A 16,310-nucleotide genomic window follows, 5' to 3' on the forward strand; every position below is an offset into this window, starting at 1 on the left:
GCTCAGACGCCGGCCCAGGTTTCCACTTCCTCGACGAAGCGGTAGACGTCGCGATAGCGGTTGTACAGCGGCACCGGGCTGATCCGGATCACGTCCGGCTCGCGCCAGTCGCCGAGCACGCCGACCGATTGCAGGTACTCGAACAGGGCGCGGCCGCGCTCGCGGCCGCCGGCCACGCGCAGCGACAGCTGGCAGCCGCGTTGTGCCGGGTCGGACGGGGTGATGATCTGCAGGGTATCGGCCAGGCGGGCGCGGATCAGCGTCTCCAGGTAGCCGGTGAGCTGCTGCGACTTCTGCCGCAGCGCGTCCGCCCCGGCGCGCTCGAACAGGTCCAGCGAGGCGCGCAGCGGCGCCATGCTCAGGATCGGCGGATTGCTTAGCTGCCAGCCGTCGGCGCCGGGCGCGGCGACGAACTCGGGCGCCATGCGGAAGCGGGTGCGCTTGTCGTGGCCCCACCAGCCGGCGAAGCGCGGGGTGTCGCCGTGGCCATGGCGCTCGTGCACGAAGGCGCCGGCGACCGCGCCGGGGCCGGCGTTGAGGTACTTGTAGTGGCACCACACCGCGAAATCCGGCGCGGCATCGTGCAGGTGCAGCGGCACGTTGCCGATCGCGTGGGCCAGGTCGAAGCCGACCGCGGCGCCGGCCGCGCGCGCCAGCCGCGCTACCGCGGCCAGGTCGAAGGCCTGGCCGGTGCGGTACTGCACCCCCGGCCACAGCACCAGCGCCAGGCGCGGGCCGTGCTCGGCGATGGCGCGCTCGATCGCCGCCAGCGACACGGTGCCGTCGGCACCGTCGGGCGGTACTTCGATCAGGTCGGTGGCCGGGTCGAAGCCGTGGAAGCGGATCTGCGAGGCCACCGCGTGCTGGTCGGAGGGAAACGCGCCGGCCTCGATCAGGATCGCCGGGCGCTCGCGGGTGGGCCGGTAGAAGCTCACCATGAGCAGGTGCAGGTTCACCGTCAGCGTGTTCATCGCCACCACTTCGTGCGGATGCGCACCGACCAGCCGCGCCAGCGGCGCGGCCAGCAGTTCGTGGTAGGTCATCCACTGGGTATCGCCGTTGAAATGGCCTTCCACCGCCAGCGACGACCACTTGTCCAGCACCTCCTGCACCGCGGCGCGCGCGCCGCGCGGCTGCAGGCCCAGCGAGTTGCCGACGAAATAGGACTGGTCGGCACCCTGGTGCTGCGGGAACAGGAACTCCTGGCGCAGGGCGCGCAGCGGATCGGCGGCGTCGAGAGCGATGGCGTGCTGGCGGGACAGGATCTCGTTCATCGGCATTGGTTCCGGGAAGCAGGGCGAGAGTCTAGAGCGTGCGGGACGATGTGAGGTGACTGCCGGGCGGCGTGGGCGGGCGCTGCGGCGCGGGCCTTGCAGAGCGCGCAGGCCGCGGCGGTGTTCACCCGCTGCGGTGCGCGGTCGCCGGTGGATGTTCCTTGGTGGCCGCAGTCGCCGGCAGCAGCGCACTGCGGACCAGATGGGTGAGGGTGCCGATGCTGTCGGCGACGCGGTCGCTGGTGTCGCCCAGCGCGGACAGGGCGCCGCCGTCGCTGCCGTCCTGCGGCTGCGCGGCCAGCGCCTCGGCCAGGCGCCGCTCGTCCGCGCGCAGGCTGGCCTGCGGCGGCGGCGTGCCGCTGCGCAGGCCCTCGGCCAGTTCGGTCAGCGCGGCATGCGCCTGCTGCCGGAAGTGCTGCAGTTCCGGCAGCAGCGGCGGTGGCGGCGCATCGCGCAGCACCGCCTCCAGCGCCAGCGAGGCGCGGATCAGCCGGTTGCCGTTGGCCAGCACCGACTCGGCCAGGGTCAGTTCGCGCAGGTTGCGCTTGCGCCTCGGCTCGCCGCGCAGGCGTTCGATCGAGGCCTGCGCGTTGGTGCGCGCGGTGCGCGAGGCCGCGCGGGTCTCCGGCAGCGCCTGCAGGCGGCCTTCCAGCACCGCGTCGAGATGGTCGCGGTAGGCGAGCAGCAACTGCGCCAGGATCGCGCGGATGTGCTTGCGTTCCCAGGTCGGCCACAGCGCATAGGCCGTGAGCGCCAGCGCGCTGCCGAGCACGGTGGCCTGGATGCGCTCGCCGATCGCCTCGCCCGGGGCCATGCCCTCGAACGACAGCAACAGCACCAGCATGCCGGTCAGCGACGCCACGCCGAGCCCGTAGTTGACCTGGGTCAGCAGTCGGAACCCCAGGCAGAACACGGTCAGCAACAGCAGCCGCACCACCGCCCCGTCCATCACGAAGTGGGCCAGCACGGTCGCCAGCAGCAGCCCGGCGAAGGTGCCGGCCACGCGCAGCGCGCCGAAGCTGAGGGTGCCCCCGAAATCCGGCTTGAGCACGATCGCCGTGGTCATCGGGATCCAGTAGCCGTGCGGGATCGCCTGCCAGCGCGCGAACAGCACCGCCAGCGCCAGGCACACCCCGCAGCGCAGCGCATGGCGGAACGCCACCGAGGACAGATTCAGGTTCGCCCGCAAGGTCTGCAGCGGCGCCAGCGGGCGCAGTGCCGCCGGCAACTGCGCTTCGGCCAGTTCGGCCTGGATCTCGCCGCGGCTGCTGGCCCAGCGGCCATTGCGTGCCAGCGCGCGCAGCTGGCCGCCCAGGCCCTGCGCGCGTGCCACCGCGATGCGCAGCAGGCGGCGTTCGCGGGTGTCCTCGGCCTGCGCCTGCACTTGCGCCAGTGCGTCCACCAGATCGTCGAAGCCGGTCATCGACGCAGTGGCCGCGTCTGGATCCTCGGCGCTGTCCAGTGCGTGCGCGAGCTGGTCCAGCACCACCGCGCTGCGCTCGAGCACGCGTTCGATCGGCAGCCGCGCCGGCGATGCCGGCTCCAGGCGTCCGTGCAGGTCGGCCAGGGTCAGTAGTTCCAGCCGCGCGCGTTCGCACAATTCGGCGATGACCCGGAACGCCTGCACCGCACGCCCACGCGAGCGGTGTTCGCCGTGCAGCATCACCATCGCCTCCAGCACCGCCTCGGTGGCCGGCGGCGCCGCGGTCGCGCTCGGCCGCTGGCGGGCAATGCCGGCCAGCTGCCGCATCAGGTCGGCCAGGGCGAAGCGCTCCGGGCGGTAGCGCTGCAGCGGCCAGGCCGCCAGCGCCATCAGCATCTGCAGCACGCCGCCGGCGAAGATCAGCGTGGCCACGCCCACGCTCTGCAGCGCCGGCAAGCGCACGTCGGCGCTGACCACCAGCAGGATCATGCTGGTCAGCCCGACCCGCGCCGCCACCGGGCCCAACGCCACCAGCAGGCCGCCGCCGAGGCCGAGCAGCAGCGCGCTCAGTGCCAGCGCCACGGTATGCGCGCCGATCAGCATGCCGAGCAGCGCGGCGACCCCGGCCGCCAGCGCGGCCATCAGCATGCGCTGCATCCGCGCCCGGTACGGGCCGGGCTGGTCGGAGAACATGGTGTTGAGCGCGCCGGTGGACACCGCCAGGCCCAGCTCGGCATGGCCGGCGGCCACGCCCAGCGCCAGCGGCGCGACCACCGCGGCGGTGTTGCGCAGGGCCACGCGCACCGGCACGTCGCGCGGCTTGAGCGCGATCAGGCTGCGCAGCATTGCGGTCCCGAATGGCGCGGGCGCCAGGCGATCACGGCGCGGCGGCCGCCGGCAGCGGATGCACGTGGCCGCAGCGGGCGCAGGTGCGCAGCGCTTCGGAGGCATAGAAGCGCGCGAACACCGGCGGGAAGTCGGTCTCGATGTCCTGCAGCGGGAAGTAGGCTTCGTGCAGCAGGTGGTTGCAGCGCTCGCAGAACCACAGCAGGCCGTCCTGCTCGTGCGGCAGGCGTCGCCGCTCGATCACCAGACCGACCGAGTCGGGTCCGCGCTGCGGCGAGTGCGGCACCTTGGGCGGCAGCAGGAAGGTCTCGCCGGCACGGATCGGGATCTCGCGCACCGCGCCGTCTTCCTGGATCTTCAGCACCATCTCGCCTTCGAGTTGGTAGAACCACTCCGGGCCTTCGTCGTAGTGGTAGTCGCTGCGCGCGTTCGGCCCGCCGACCACCATGACGATGAAGTCGCCGGCATACAGGCACTTGTTGCCCACCGGCGGCTTGAGCAGGTGGCGGTGGGCGTCGATCCAGGCGTGCAGGTTGAGCGGGCCGGGGAGCATGGGGGTTCCTCGCGGAAAGAGGCTGAGCGGCGGACCGCTCAGCGGTCCTCGCGGTCCTGGCCGATCCGCGCCAGGGCGGCGTCGTAGCGCGGGACCAGGTCCTCGATGCGGTCCAGTTCCATGCCCAGGTCGTGCACGCGGCCGTCGCGCAGGCTGTAGACCCAGCCGTGCACGGTCAGTTCCTGGCCGCGCGCCCAGGCGTCGAGCACGATCGAGGTCCGGCTGACGTTGACCACTTGCTCGAGCACGTTGAGCTCGCACAGGCGCGCATGCTGCACGTTGAGGTCGCCGGCCTGCTGCAGGCACTGCTCGTGCTTCTCGGCCACGTCGGTGACGTGGCGGATCCAGTTGTCGACCAGGCCCAGCCGCGCGCGGGTCAGGCCCGCGTGCACGCCGCCGCAGCCGTAGTGGCCCACGACCAGGATGTGCCGCACCTTCAGCACCTCGACCGCGAACTGGATCACCGACAGGCAGTTGAGGTCGGTGTGCACGACCACGTTGGCGATGTTGCGGTGGACGAACACCTCGCCCGGTGCCATGTCGATGATCTGGTTCGCCGGCACCCGCGAATCGGAGCAGCCGATCCACAGGTACTCCGGCGTCTGCTGTTTGGACAGGCGGCTGAAGAAATCCGGGTCTTCGCGGCTGATGCGATCGGACCAGGCGCGATTGTTGCGCAGGAGTTCGGCGATTTTGCTCATTGCTGGCCATTATCCCAGAAGCCCGCGGCCGGCGCGCGATTGGCCGCGTGCGCCCCGGCGTAGGGCGACGCCAAGCGCCTGCTGCAACTGGAGCCGACCTGTCGGCCAAGGAGATCGCCACGCGCCTGCACATCAGCGTCAAGACCATCGGCACCCATCGCGGGCACATCATGCTCAAGCTGGGCATGCAGCGCATCGCGCAATTGACGCGCTCTGCGATCCGCGAAGGCCTGACCGTCAGGGGCCGGCCAATCGCTGCGGGTGGGGCGGCGCACGCCACGGCGGCGTAGCTGGCGAACGTGCCAGTTCCCGTCAGCCGTGCTGCGTGGCGGCGTGGGTCAGTCCGGGCGTCGCGCGTGCATCAGCGCCGCGACCGCCTGCGCCCCGGCGTCGGCCTGGGTCGCCAGCGCTGCGCGCACCGCGGCCTGGTTCGCCGGCGGATGGTTCTGGCTGAGCTTGAACTTCAGCTCGACCCGCTCGACCTGGAAACGGAAGCCGACGATGCCGCGCAACTGGCGCCGGTGCGCGTCGTTGTCCGGCTCGTAGCGCCAATCGCTGCCCAGCGCGCGCTCGTGGCGTTCGCTCAGCCGCGCCACCACATCGGCCAGCAGCGCTTCGTCGTCGCTGGCGTGCAACTGCCCGTGCAGGTGCGCGGTGGCGTAGTTCCAGGTCGGCACCCGCGCCATCGCCTCCTTGTCCGGGTACCAGCTTGGCGAAACGTAGGCGTGCGGGCCGTGCACGATCAGCAAGGCCGGCCCGGCGTGCCGCGCCTGCGGGTTGGCGCGCGACCAATGGCCTTCGACCAGGATGCGTTCCCCGTCGCGCCGGTACAGCACCGGCAATGGCGTGGCGCAGGGCAGGCCATCGGCGACGGTGACCAGGGTGGCGAACGGGTTGTCCGCGATCAGCGCATCGAGCGCGCCCAGGTCGCTTTCTGCGAAGGCGGACGGAACGTGCATCGCCGGGTCAGGCGCGCGCGCCCAGGGTCTGGGTCATGCGCCCGCGCAGGCCGGCATCGTCGTCGGCCTGCGGCGGCGACACCTCGCCCAGCGAGAAGCCGCGCGCCCGCGCATCGTCCTCGTCCAGGCCATCGAAGGCGACGAACTCGGCGTCGAACAGCGCCGCGCGGGCGGTGTCCTCGCTGTCGTAGCTGAGGGTGTTGCCGTCGCTGTCCAGCACCTCGGCGGTGCCGGCGGCGCGCACGCGCAGGCGCGCCCACACCAGCAGGCGGCCGAGGCTGGCCAGGTACCACTGATCGTGGGCGGGGGAATCTGAGGTCATGGAATCACCAGGGAAAGCAGCCAGAGCAGGGCGGCCATGCCCAGGCCGAAGAAGATGGTCATCAGCGACAGCCAGGCCGGCGTCGCCAACCCGGAGAGTCCGCGGTCGCCGAGCGGACGGTAGCGCCGCGCCAGCAGCCAGCCCAGCGCGACCGGCTTGAGGAAGGCGCCCGGCCCGAACGCCGCCACCAGCGGCGGATGGCGGTCGCGGATGTGCACCAGGGTCAGCGGCCAGAAGATCAGGAATGCGCTGGCGCCTGCGATCGCCACGCCGACGAAGCACAGCGCGAAGAACAGGATCATGGCGTGCGCTCCCCGGCTCGCCTCAGAACTCGGCGCTGCCCGGCGCGCGCGGGTAGGGGATGGCGTCGCGGATGTTGCTCAGCCCGCACACGTATACCACCAGGCGCTCGAAGCCCAGGCCGAAGCCGGCGTGCGGCACCGTGCCGTAGCGGCGGAAATCGCGGTACCAGCCGTAATGCTGCGGATCCAGGCCGAACTGCAGCATGCGCGCGTCCAGCACGTCCAGGCGCTCCTCGCGCTGGCTGCCGCCGATGATCTCGCCGATGCCCGGCGCCAGCACGTCCATCGCCGCGACGGTCTTGCCGTCGTCGTTCAGGCGCATGTAGAAGGCCTTGATGTGCTCGGGGTAGTTGGTCACCACCACCGGGCGGCCGACGTGCTGCTCGGTCAGCCAGCGCTCGTGCTCGGTCTGCAGGTCCAGGCCCCATTCCACCGGGAACTCGAACTTCTGCCCGGACTTCTGCAGCAAAGTGATCGCGTCGCCGTATTCGATGCGCTCGAACGGCGAGTTGATGAAGGTCTCCAGCTTGCTGATCGCGGTCTTGTCCACGCGCTCGGCGATGAACGCCAGGTCGTCGGCGCGCTCTTCCAGCACCGCGCGGAACAGGTACTTGAGGAAGTCCTCGGCGACCCGCGCGTCCTCGGCCAGGTCGGCGAAGGCGATTTCCGGCTCGATCATCCAGAACTCGGCCAGGTGGCGGGTGGTGTGGCTGTTCTCGGCACGGAAGGTCGGGCCGAAGGTGTAGACCTTGCTCAGCGCCAGGCAGTAGGCCTCGACGTTGAGCTGGCCGGACACGGTCAGGAAGGTCTCCTTGCCGAAGAAGTCGCGGCCGAAGTCGACCTGGCCCTGCGCGTCGCGCGGCAGGTTGGCCATGTCCAGGGTGGAGACGCGGAACATCTGCCCGGCGCCCTCGGCGTCGGAGGTGGTGATGATCGGCGTGCTGATCCAGGAGTAGCCGTTCTGGTGGAAATAGCGGTGCACCGCCTGCGCCAGGCAGTTGCGGATGCGCGTCACCGCGCCGAAGAGATTGGTGCGCGGGCGCAGGTGCGCGACCTCGCGCAGGAACTCCGGCGACATCGGCTTGGGCTGGATCGGGTAGGTCAGCGGGTCCTCGACCCAGCCCACCACCTCGACCGCGCTGGCCTGGATCTCATACGACTGGCCCTTGCCCTGCGACTTCACCAGCACGCCCTTGGCGATCAGCGAGCAACTGCCGGTGAGCCGCTTGACCTCGTCGAAATTGGGCAGCGCATCGGTCGCCACCACCTGGATCGGGGCGAAGCAGGAGCCGTCGGTCACGTTGATGAAAGCCAGTCCGGCAGATCCGCGCAGCGTGCGCACCCATCCCCGCACCGTGACTTCGCCGCCTTCCGGGATCTTCCCGGCCAGCGCATGTGCAACGCTCACCACCGTCATGACTTGAATCCTCGCCGCAGCGACTCGATATGGAAGGGGCAAGTGTACTGGCTGGAGCGCGGCGCTTGCGAGGCGTGGCGGCGATCGGCCGCCGTCCTTCCTATAATGTCCGTTCGCAGTCGCCGGAGTTCGTCATGGCCATCCGTCTCACCCCCGTCGCCCACGCCCGCGTGCAGCGCTTCGTCGCGCAGACGCCCGGGGCCCTGGGCTTGCGCTTCGGCGTCGAACGCACCGGTTGTTCCGGCTGGGGCCACGTCACCGACCTGGCACGCGAGGCGCGTGCGGACGATGCGGTGTTCGAGCAGGATGGCGTGCGCATCTACGTCGATGCGACCAGCCTGCCGCTGGTCGACGGCACCGAGATCGACTTCGCCAAGCAGGGCCTGGGCGAGACCTTCGTGTTCCGCAACCCGAACGCCACCGCCGAGTGCGGCTGCGGCGAGAGCTTCACCACCGACGCCGCACACGCCGACGCGCCCTGAGCGTCACCGCTGCGGCCAGGCGGCCTCCTCCAGGAGGGCGCAGGGCAGGGCGGCATCGGTTCGCATTCAACTGCCTCAGTTCCTCCATCACCCCAACGCCTATGCGCTGTGCTTCGCGCAGTAAGACGGCGTCTGCGACTGCTGCTGCGGCCAAACCCGCGCTGGCGCTACCAGGGGCCGTTCTACTGCGCTGGCGTCGCCCCGCAGTCTTTGTGTCCCGGGTGTATTGCGACGGTCGCGTGCCTGTTCCGTTGCCTGCAGTGCGGCCAGCATTGCCCGTATGTGGATATGGGTTGATCCAAGCCGTTGATTCGATTGGTTTCGTGCGCTGCGGTGGCGTCCCTGTCCGGCGCCGGGGACGGCTGGCTTGTCGGTGACCGGGTATCTCGGTCATAATGTGCGGCTTCCTGCCTTCCCGGCAGGAGTCCTTGCCCCACCGCCGTCGCACCGCGGGGGGCTGTCCGGCCGCAAGGCCACATCCGAAAGGTACACACCATGAGTCGTCATTACGAAATCGTGTTCCTGGTCCACCCGGACCAGAGCGAGCAGGTCCCGGCCATGATCGAGCGCTACAAGTCGCTGGTCGAGAACGGCAAGGGCACCATCCACCGTCTGGAAGACTGGGGCCGCCGCCAGCTGGCGTACCCGATCCAGAATCTGGTGAAGGCCCACTACGTCATGCTGAACATCGAAGTGGACCAGGCCGTGCTGAGCGAGCTGGTCGAGAGCTTCCGCTTCAACGACGCGGTGCTGCGCCACCTGGTGATCAAGCGCGACGGCGCCGACACCGAGCAGTCGCTGATCATGAAGAGCAAGGACGAGAAGGCCGACAAGCCCGAGCGCGGTGAGCGCCGTCGTCGCGACGACGAAGAGGGCGATGCGCCCGCCGCCGCCACCGAAACCGACGGCGACGCCGCCGAAGCCGCCTAAGGAGCACGCTCATGTCCAAGTTCTTCCGTCGTCGCAAGTTCTGCAAGTTCACCGCCGAGGGCGTCAAGGAGATCGACTACAAGGATCTCAACACCCTGCGCCAGTACCTCACCGAGAACGGCAAGATCGTGCCGAGCCGCGTGACCGGCACCAAGTCCAAATACCAGCGTCAGCTGGCCACGGCGGTCAAGCGCGCGCGTTTCCTTGCGCTGATCCCGTACACGGACAACCACGACGTTTAATTCCGGGTCTCCCGGAACGCAACACGGCCCGCACCTCCCGGTGCGGGCATTCAACCGAAGTCTGGCGATCGAAGAGTGCGGTGCCGATCGGGCGCAAATCCCGATTCCCGAATCCCCAATCCCGGCTTCTCCTATTCGGACAGCACCCGTTGCGGCGGCCGCGTGCCGACGCTAACGAATAACGGAGCAAGACCATGCAACTGATTCTTCTGCAGAAAGTGACCAACCTGGGCGGCCTCGGCGACAAGGTCGACGTCAAGCCGGGCTACGGCCGCAACTACCTGGTGCCGCAGGGCAAGGCCGTGCCGGCCACCGCCGCCAACATCGCCGAGTTCGAAGCCAAGCGCGCCGAGTACGAAGCCAAGGCCAAGTCGATCCACGACGACGCCGAAGCCCGCGCCGCCAAGCTGGAAGGCGCCAGCGTGACCGTCAAGGCCAACGCCTCCACCGAAGGCAAGCTGTACGGCTCGGTCGGCCCCCGCGACATCGCCGAGGCCTTCACCGCCGCCGGCATGCCGCTGGAGAAGGGCGAAGTGGTGCTGGGCGAAGGCGCGTTCCGCAACATCGGCGAGTACGAGGTGCTGGTGCGCCTGCACGCCGACGTGGAAACCACGGTCAAGGTCGTGGTCGAAGCCGACGCCTGATCCCTGCGTCATCGCTGTACCGACACGGGCACCGCAAGGTGCCCGTGTCGTTTTTGCCGACCTGCGCCACCTGAGTGTGCCGTGCTGCCCTGGTCGGTGGCTCGCGGTCGCCCGCGTATGCGACCGCCATCGCATCGCCGCCGCCCGGCGCCGGCTACCCCGGCGCCGCGCGGGGGCCGCTATACTCAGCGACTCGTGTCCGATGTCGGCCCGGCGGTGTAGCCGCATCAATGGGTTGGACGCAGGACCTCACCTGGATCTTCATTAGCGGCAGCGCAGCTCGGAATGCCGGCGGCGTCTGCCATGGATTGCCCGCACCATGCGCCTGTCGACCATCAAGCTGTCCGGCTTCAAGTCCTTCGTCGATCCGACCACGCTGCACCTGCCGACCAACATGACCGGCATCGTCGGTCCGAACGGCTGCGGCAAGTCGAACATCATCGACGCGGTGCGCTGGGTGATGGGCGAAAGCTCGGCCAGCCGGTTGCGCGGCGATTCGCTGACCGACGTGATCTTCTCCGGCTCCTCGGCGCGCAAGCCGGTGTCGCAGGCCACGGTGGAACTGATCTTCGACAACACCGACCACACCATCGCCGGCGAGTACGCCTCGTTCAACGAGATCTCGGTCAAGCGCCAGGTCAGCCGCGACGGCAGCAGCAGCTACTACCTCAACGGCACCAAGTGCCGGCGCCGCGACATCACCGATCTGTTCCTGGGCACCGGCCTGGGCCCGCGCAGTTACTCGATCATCGAGCAGGGCATGATCAGCCAGATCATCGAGGCGCGCCCGGAGGACCTGCGCGTGTACCTGGAAGAGGCCGCCGGCATCTCTAAGTACAAGGAGCGGCGCAAGGAGACCGAGACCCGCATCCGCCACACCCGCGAGAACCTGGAGCGCCTGGGCGATTTGCGCGAGGAGATCGGCAAGCAGCTCGAGCACCTCAAGCGCCAGGCGCGCCAGGCCGAGCAGTACCAGGCGCTGCAGGAAGAACGGCGGATCAAGGACGCGCAGTGGAAGGCGCTGGAATACCGCGGCCTGGACGGACGCCTGCAGGGCCTGCGCGAAGCGCTGGGCCAGGAAGAGACCCGCCTGCAGCAGCTGATCGCCGAGCAGCGCGATGCCGAGGCGCGCATCGAGACCGGCCGCGTGCGCCGCGAGGAGGCCGCCGAGGCGTTGAGCACCGCGCAGGCCGAGGTCTACAAGGTCGGCAGCACCCTGGCCCGGATCGAACAGCAGATCCAGCACCAGCGCGATCTGTCGCAGCGCCTGCACAAGGCGCGCGACGAGGCGCAATTGGCACTGGCCGAGCTCGGCCAGCATATCGGCACCGACGAGGCCAAGCTGGCGCTGTTGCGCGAATCGGTGGACGTGGCCGGCCCGCAGCTGGAGCAGTTGCAGGAAGACAACGAGTACAAGCAGGAAGCGCTGCGCGAAGCCGAGGCACGCCTGGCCGACTGGCAGCAGCGCTGGGAATCGCATCAGCGCAACACCGCCGAAGCCTCGCGCGCCGGCGAAGTGGAGCGCACCCGCGTCGATTACCTGGACCGGCAATCGCTGGAAGCCGAGCGCCGCCGCGAGGCACTGCAGGCCGAGCGCGCCGGGCTGGACCTGGACGCGCTGTCCGAGGCGTTCGCGCAACTGGAACTGCAGCACGAGACCCAGCGCGCCGCGCTGGACGGGCTGACCGAGCAGGTCGAGGCGCGCAAGCAGGCGGTGGCGGCGCTGCAGGACCAGCAGCGCACCGCCCAGGCCGAGCTGGCCGACGTGCGCAAGCAGGCGCAGGCCGCACGCGGCCGGCTGTCGTCGCTGGAAACCCTGCAGCAGGCCGCGCTCGGCCAGGAGCAGGGCGCGGCGGTGGCCTGGCTGCAGGCGCGCGGGCTGGATTCGGCGGCGCGCGTCGGCGAGCGGCTCAGCGTCGAGAGCGGCTGGGAGAACGCGGTCGAAGGCGCGCTCGGGCAGTTGATCGAAGGCGTGCTGGTGGAGGCGCCGGAGACCCTGGTCGACGCCCTCGGCGAGCTCGGCGAAGGCCGCATTGCCCTGGTCAGCGGCGAGGAGGCGGCCGAGACCTTCGCGCCGACCTCGCTGGCGGCCAAGGTGCAAGGCCCGATCGCGATCCGCCGGCTGCTGGCGCGGCTGCACGCGGCCGAGGACCTGGCTGCCGCGCGCGCGCTGCTGCCGCAGCTGGGCGAGGGCGATTCCATCGTCACCCGCGACGGCGCACGCCTGGGCCAGGGCTGGTTGCGGGTGTCGCGCTCCGGCGCGGCCAAGCAGGGCGCGCTGCTGCGCGAGCGCGAGATCCAGAGCCTGCGCGGCCAGATCGAGACGCTGCAGGAGCGCGAGGCCGACCTCGAGCAGCGCCTGGGCGAACTGCGCGCGCAGTTGCTGGCCGGCGAGCAGCAGCGCGAGGAAGCGCAGCGCCAGCTGTACCAGGCGCACCGCAGCGTGTCCGAACTGGCCGGGCAGTTGCAGAGCCAGCAGGGCAAGGTCGACGCCGCGCGCACCCGTATCGAGCGCATCGAACTGGAGGTCGCGCAACTGCTGGAAACCCTCGACAGCAGCCGCGAGCAGGCGCGCGAGGCGCGCTCCAAGCTGGAGGACGCGGTCACCAGCATGGGCGACCTGGAATCGGTGCGGCATGCGCTGGAAAGCGAGCGTCGCCAACTCACCGAGGCGCGCGACCTGGCCCGCGACGCCGCGAGGCGGGTGCGCGAGGCCTCGCACGCGCTGGCCCTGACCCTGGAGTCGCAGCGCACCCAGATCGCCTCGCTGAGCCAGGCACTGGAGCGCATGGGCAACCAGCGCGGGCAGCTCGACGCACGCCTGGGCGAACTCAGCGCGCAGTTGAATGAGGGCGACTCGCCGGTGCTGGCGCTGGAGGCCGAGCACCAGGCCGCGCTCAGCGAGCGCGTGCGCACCGACCGCGCGCTCGGCGAGGCGCGCGCGCTGCTGGACGGCATCGACAACGAATTGCGCGCGCTGGAGCAGACCCGCCAGCAGCGCGACGAACAGGCGCTGGCGCAGCGCGAACGCATCGCCCAGCGCCGGCTCGACCAGCAGGCGCTGGTGCTCAGCGCCGAGCAGCTGTCGGCGGCGGTGGTCAAGGCCGGCTTCGTGCTCGAGGACGTGATCAACGGCCTGCCCGAGCACGCCGACCCGGCCGAGTGGGAGCAGGCGGTGCAGCAGATCGATGCGCGGATGCGTCGACTGGAGCCGGTCAATCTGGCGGCGATCAGCGAATACGGCGAGGCCGCGCAGCGCGCCGAGTACCTGGAAGCGCAGGACGTCGACCTCAATATCGCGCTGGAGACCCTGGAAGACGCCATCCGCAAGATCGACCGCGAGACCCGCGGCCGCTTCAAGGACACCTTCGACCGGGTCAACTCCGGCGTGCAGGCGCTGTATCCGCGCCTGTTCGGCGGCGGCCACGCCTACCTGGAGCTGACCGGCGAGGACCTGCTGGATACCGGCGTGGCGATCATGGCGCGGCCCCCGGGCAAGCGCGTGTCCAGCATCTCGCTGCTGTCCGGCGGCGAGAAGGCGATGACCGCGGTGGCGCTGGTGTTCGCGATCTTCCAGCTCAACCCGGCGCCGTTCTGTCTGCTCGACGAGGTCGACGCGCCGCTGGACGAAGCCAACGTCGGCCGTTTGGCGGCGATGGTCAAGGAAATGAGCGAAAAGGTGCAGTTCCTGTTCGTCAGCCACAACAAGGCGACCATGGAGGCGGCGCACCAGCTCAGCGGCGTCACCATGCGCGAACCGGGCGTCAGCCGCCTGGTCAGCGTGGACCTGGAGGAGGCCGCGCGTTTGGCGGGCGCGGCCTGACGTGACATGCTAAAGGGCGTAATGCGCGTCGAGGCGCTGTCGCTGTATGGACAGACCTCGTGCGCAAGCAGCTACGTTCCCCCTGTGTACCCTTGCCGGAGTAACCCCTGAATGTCCGACATGGCAATGCTACGCATCGGCATCCTCGCCGCCGGCTTGCTGTTGATTGCGGCGATCTTCCTGTTCGGCCGCCCCAAGAAACCGAGCCAGGGTCGGCGCGTGGAGCCGGCCGATCCGGCCGCACCGCGCCGCGAACCCTCGCTGGGCGACGCCGCCCCGGCGGTCGGCGATGACGCGCTGGCCGCCGATGGTGTCGACGGCGACGCGCACCAGCCCGAGCTGGGCCTGCCCGCCGCGGAAGCGCCGGGCGCCGAACTCGGCAAGCGCCCGAGCCAGGATTTCGACAAGATCGTCTCGCTGTACGTCGCCGCCCGCGCCGGGCAGGTGCTGCGCGGCGAGGACATCGTGGTGGCCGCGGAGAAGACCGGCCTGACCTTCGGCCACATGAACGTGTTCCACCGCCTGGTCGAGGGGCATCCCGAGCGCGGCCCGATCTTCAGCATGGCCAGCATCATGAAGCCGGGCAGCTTCGACATGGCGCACATCCGCGAGATGGAGACCCCGGCGATCGCCTTCTTCCTGACCCTGCCGGCGCCGATGACCGCGCTCGACGCCTGGGAGAAGATGCTGCCGACCGTGCAGCGCATGGGCGAACTGCTCGACGGCGTGGTCCTGGACGACAGCCGCAACGCCCTGGGCCGCCAGCGCATCGCCCACATCCGCGACGACCTGCGCGCCTACGACCGCCAGCACCAGGCTCCGCCGTTGACGAAGGCGCCGCGCTGGTGAGTGCCGCGCCGTTGGCGCGGCCCCGGGATTCGGGAGTCGGGATTGGGGATTCGTAAAGCGAGTCCCTGCGGCTGATGTCCCGCGCGCTTTTCCCTTCTCCCGCCGGGAGAAGGTGCCCCGAAGGGGCGGATGAGGGTACGACTGCCGCCGCCGAGGCCAGAAGCCCTGGCATTGGCTCTAGCGCGCCACGCCGGAGCTAGCGAATTGTGCATCGTGAATGGGATGCACCAAGGCAAAACCAGCCACGCCTCAGCAACGCCGCAGCCCCGCTTTTACGAATCCCCAATCCCGAATCCCCAATCCCAGGCGCGCTATTTGCGCGCCTTCCCAAACGCCTCCCGAAACCGCAGCATCTCCGCTTCGGTGCCCACGGTCACGCGCACCAGCTTCGGCCAGATCGGCCAGCTGCGGCCGACGATCACGCCTTGCTTGGCCATCGCCGCGGCGAAGGCGGCGCCGTCGCGCTTGACGTCGACCATGAAGCAGTTGGCCTGCGACGGCAGGCACTTGTAGCCCTTGCTCTGCAGCCACGCGATGGTGGCGTCGCGAATGCGCGCGTTCTCGACGCGGCGGGTCGGCACCAGTTGCAGGTCCTGCAGGCTGGCGATGCCGGCGGCCAGCGCAGGCACCGACACCGGATTCTGGCCGAACGCGGCCAGCTTGGTCTGCAGCCCCGGCGCGGCCACCGCCAGGCCCAGGCGCAGCCCGGCCATGCCGTACAGCTTGGAGAAGGTGCGCAGCACCAGAAGATCCTGGCGCTGGCCGATCAGGTCGATGACCGACGGCTCCTCGCTGTAGTGCAGGTAGGCCTCGTCGACCAGCAGCACGCTGGAGGCGGGCTTGTTGGCCAGCAGCCATTCGATGTCGGCGCGCTTGGTGATCGAACCGGTCGGGTTGTTCGGATTGCACAGGTAGATCAGGCCGGCATTCGGATCGACGCTGGCCATGGCCTTGACGTCGTGCGCGCCGTCGGCGCGCAGCGGTACCCGCCGCACCGGCGCGCCGTGCGCGGCGGCCACGTCGGCGACCGCCTCGAAGGTCGGATCGGCCACCACCACGCCGGCGCGCGGCGTGGTGAAGGCGCGCGCGGCGCGCGCCAGCGGCTCGCTGGAGCCGGGATACACCGCCACGTGGTCGGCCGGCAGGCGCTGCTGGCCGACGAAGGCGGCGATCAGTTCGTCCGACAGCTCGAACAGGTAGCGTCCGCTGCGCGGCAGGATCGCCTGTGCGGCTGCCAACGCGGCGGGCGAGGGGCCCAGTGGGCATTCGTTGAAATTGAGGTAGACCGTGCCGGCGGCCGGCGCCACGCCGGGTGTCGCGGCTACGGCGGCCGCTGCCTTGCGTCGCGCCGCCTCGGCAACAGGGGCCAGGCCGACGGCGCCGAGCGCCAGACCGGAAGTGGCCAGGGACAGGAAGGAACGGCGCGAGACCGGTAGCGACACGTGGCTCTCCAGAGCGGGCGGGGGAGGTCACGTTAACGGGGTGTTAATGGTGGGGCAAGGGAATGAGGGGCCGGGATTCGGGATTTGGGATTTCGGGATGG

Annotated in this window: 15 protein-coding genes and 1 pseudogene; 7 read left to right on the top strand and 9 right to left on the bottom strand. The window is 70.1% G+C overall.

The window, feature by feature from the left end; all coding sequences use genetic code 11:
- Positions 1-2: 2 nt before the first annotated feature.
- The 4 genes from kynU to can form a co-directional block, all read right to left on the bottom strand.
- A complete protein-coding gene (gene kynU / locus AC1PK7_RS09705; RefSeq protein WP_481100649.1) occupies positions 3-1,274 on the bottom strand; it encodes a kynureninase in 1,272 nt (423 codons plus the stop codon).
- Between the two features lie 124 nt (positions 1,275-1,398).
- A complete protein-coding gene (locus tag AC1PK7_RS09710) occupies positions 1,399-3,543 on the bottom strand; it encodes an FUSC family protein (RefSeq protein ID WP_481100650.1) in 2,145 nt (714 codons plus the stop codon).
- A 31-nt stretch (positions 3,544-3,574) separates the two neighbouring features.
- A complete protein-coding gene (locus AC1PK7_RS09715) occupies positions 3,575-4,096 on the bottom strand; it encodes a 3-hydroxyanthranilate 3,4-dioxygenase (RefSeq protein WP_010342512.1) in 522 nt (173 codons plus the stop codon).
- Between the two features lie 38 nt (positions 4,097-4,134).
- Positions 4,135-4,797 (bottom strand): carbonate dehydratase, encoded by a 663-nt coding sequence (can, locus tag AC1PK7_RS09720; protein ID WP_010342513.1) that lies wholly within the window; start codon positions 4,795-4,797, stop codon positions 4,135-4,137.
- 98 nt (positions 4,798-4,895) lie between these two features.
- Here can and AC1PK7_RS09725 point away from each other — a divergent pair.
- Positions 4,896-5,087, top strand: a pseudogene (locus AC1PK7_RS09725) (response regulator transcription factor); the annotation flags it as partial.
- 48 nt (positions 5,088-5,135) lie between these two features.
- Here AC1PK7_RS09725 and AC1PK7_RS09730 read toward each other — a convergent pair.
- From AC1PK7_RS09730 to asnS, 4 genes are read right to left on the bottom strand one after another with little or no spacing between them, the layout of a single operon-like run.
- A complete protein-coding gene (locus AC1PK7_RS09730) occupies positions 5,136-5,756 on the bottom strand; it encodes an FMN-binding negative transcriptional regulator (RefSeq protein ID WP_481100651.1) in 621 nt (206 codons plus the stop codon).
- A 7-nt stretch (positions 5,757-5,763) separates the two neighbouring features.
- Complete coding sequence (locus AC1PK7_RS09735; protein WP_010342525.1) at positions 5,764-6,078, bottom strand: hypothetical protein; 315 nt, start codon at positions 6,076-6,078, stop codon at positions 5,764-5,766.
- Entirely contained in the window at positions 6,075-6,380 is a 306-nt protein-coding gene (locus AC1PK7_RS09740) for a hypothetical protein (protein ID WP_017907180.1), read from the bottom strand. The genes AC1PK7_RS09735 and AC1PK7_RS09740 overlap by 4 nt, the downstream gene beginning before the upstream one ends.
- Before the next feature lie 22 nt (positions 6,381-6,402).
- Entirely contained in the window at positions 6,403-7,797 is a 1,395-nt protein-coding gene (gene asnS / locus AC1PK7_RS09745; RefSeq protein ID WP_481100652.1) for an asparagine--tRNA ligase, read from the bottom strand.
- A 134-nt stretch (positions 7,798-7,931) separates the two neighbouring features.
- Here asnS and AC1PK7_RS09750 point away from each other — a divergent pair, with 134 nt between their 5' ends.
- The 6 genes from AC1PK7_RS09750 (at position 7,932) to zipA (ending at position 14,767) form a co-directional block, all read left to right on the top strand.
- Complete coding sequence (locus AC1PK7_RS09750) at positions 7,932-8,279, top strand: HesB/IscA family protein (RefSeq protein WP_209031318.1); 348 nt, start codon at positions 7,932-7,934, stop codon at positions 8,277-8,279.
- A gap of 495 nt (positions 8,280-8,774) precedes the next feature.
- Entirely contained in the window at positions 8,775-9,209 is a 435-nt protein-coding gene (rpsF, locus tag AC1PK7_RS09755) for a 30S ribosomal protein S6 (RefSeq protein WP_010342529.1), read from the top strand.
- Between the two features lie 11 nt (positions 9,210-9,220).
- Positions 9,221-9,451 carry a 30S ribosomal protein S18 gene (rpsR, locus tag AC1PK7_RS09760; RefSeq protein ID WP_002804494.1) on the top strand — a complete coding sequence of 77 codons (231 nt, stop codon included), beginning with the start codon at positions 9,221-9,223 and terminating at the stop codon, positions 9,449-9,451.
- A gap of 194 nt (positions 9,452-9,645) precedes the next feature.
- The gene (gene rplI / locus AC1PK7_RS09765) at positions 9,646-10,095 is read left to right on the top strand and encodes a 50S ribosomal protein L9 (protein ID WP_010342531.1); all 450 of its coding nucleotides are present in this window, start codon (positions 9,646-9,648) and stop codon (positions 10,093-10,095) included.
- 319 nt (positions 10,096-10,414) lie between these two features.
- The gene (gene smc / locus AC1PK7_RS09770; RefSeq protein ID WP_481100653.1) at positions 10,415-13,918 is read left to right on the top strand and encodes a chromosome segregation protein SMC; all 3,504 of its coding nucleotides are present in this window, start codon (positions 10,415-10,417) and stop codon (positions 13,916-13,918) included.
- 111 nt (positions 13,919-14,029) lie between these two features.
- On the top strand, positions 14,030-14,767 hold the full coding sequence (zipA, locus tag AC1PK7_RS09775) for a cell division protein ZipA (RefSeq protein WP_481100654.1): 738 nt from the start codon (positions 14,030-14,032) through the stop codon (positions 14,765-14,767).
- 311 nt (positions 14,768-15,078) lie between these two features.
- Here the strand turns inward: zipA and AC1PK7_RS09780 are convergent, their stop codons facing one another.
- Positions 15,079-16,209: a pyridoxal phosphate-dependent aminotransferase gene (locus AC1PK7_RS09780; RefSeq protein ID WP_481100655.1), complete on the bottom strand. Its 1,131-nt coding sequence runs from the start codon at positions 16,207-16,209 to the stop codon at positions 15,079-15,081.
- Between the last annotated feature and the right edge of the window lie 101 nt (positions 16,210-16,310).

The sequence above is a fragment of the Xanthomonas sp. NCPPB 3174 genome (assembly GCF_056725205.1).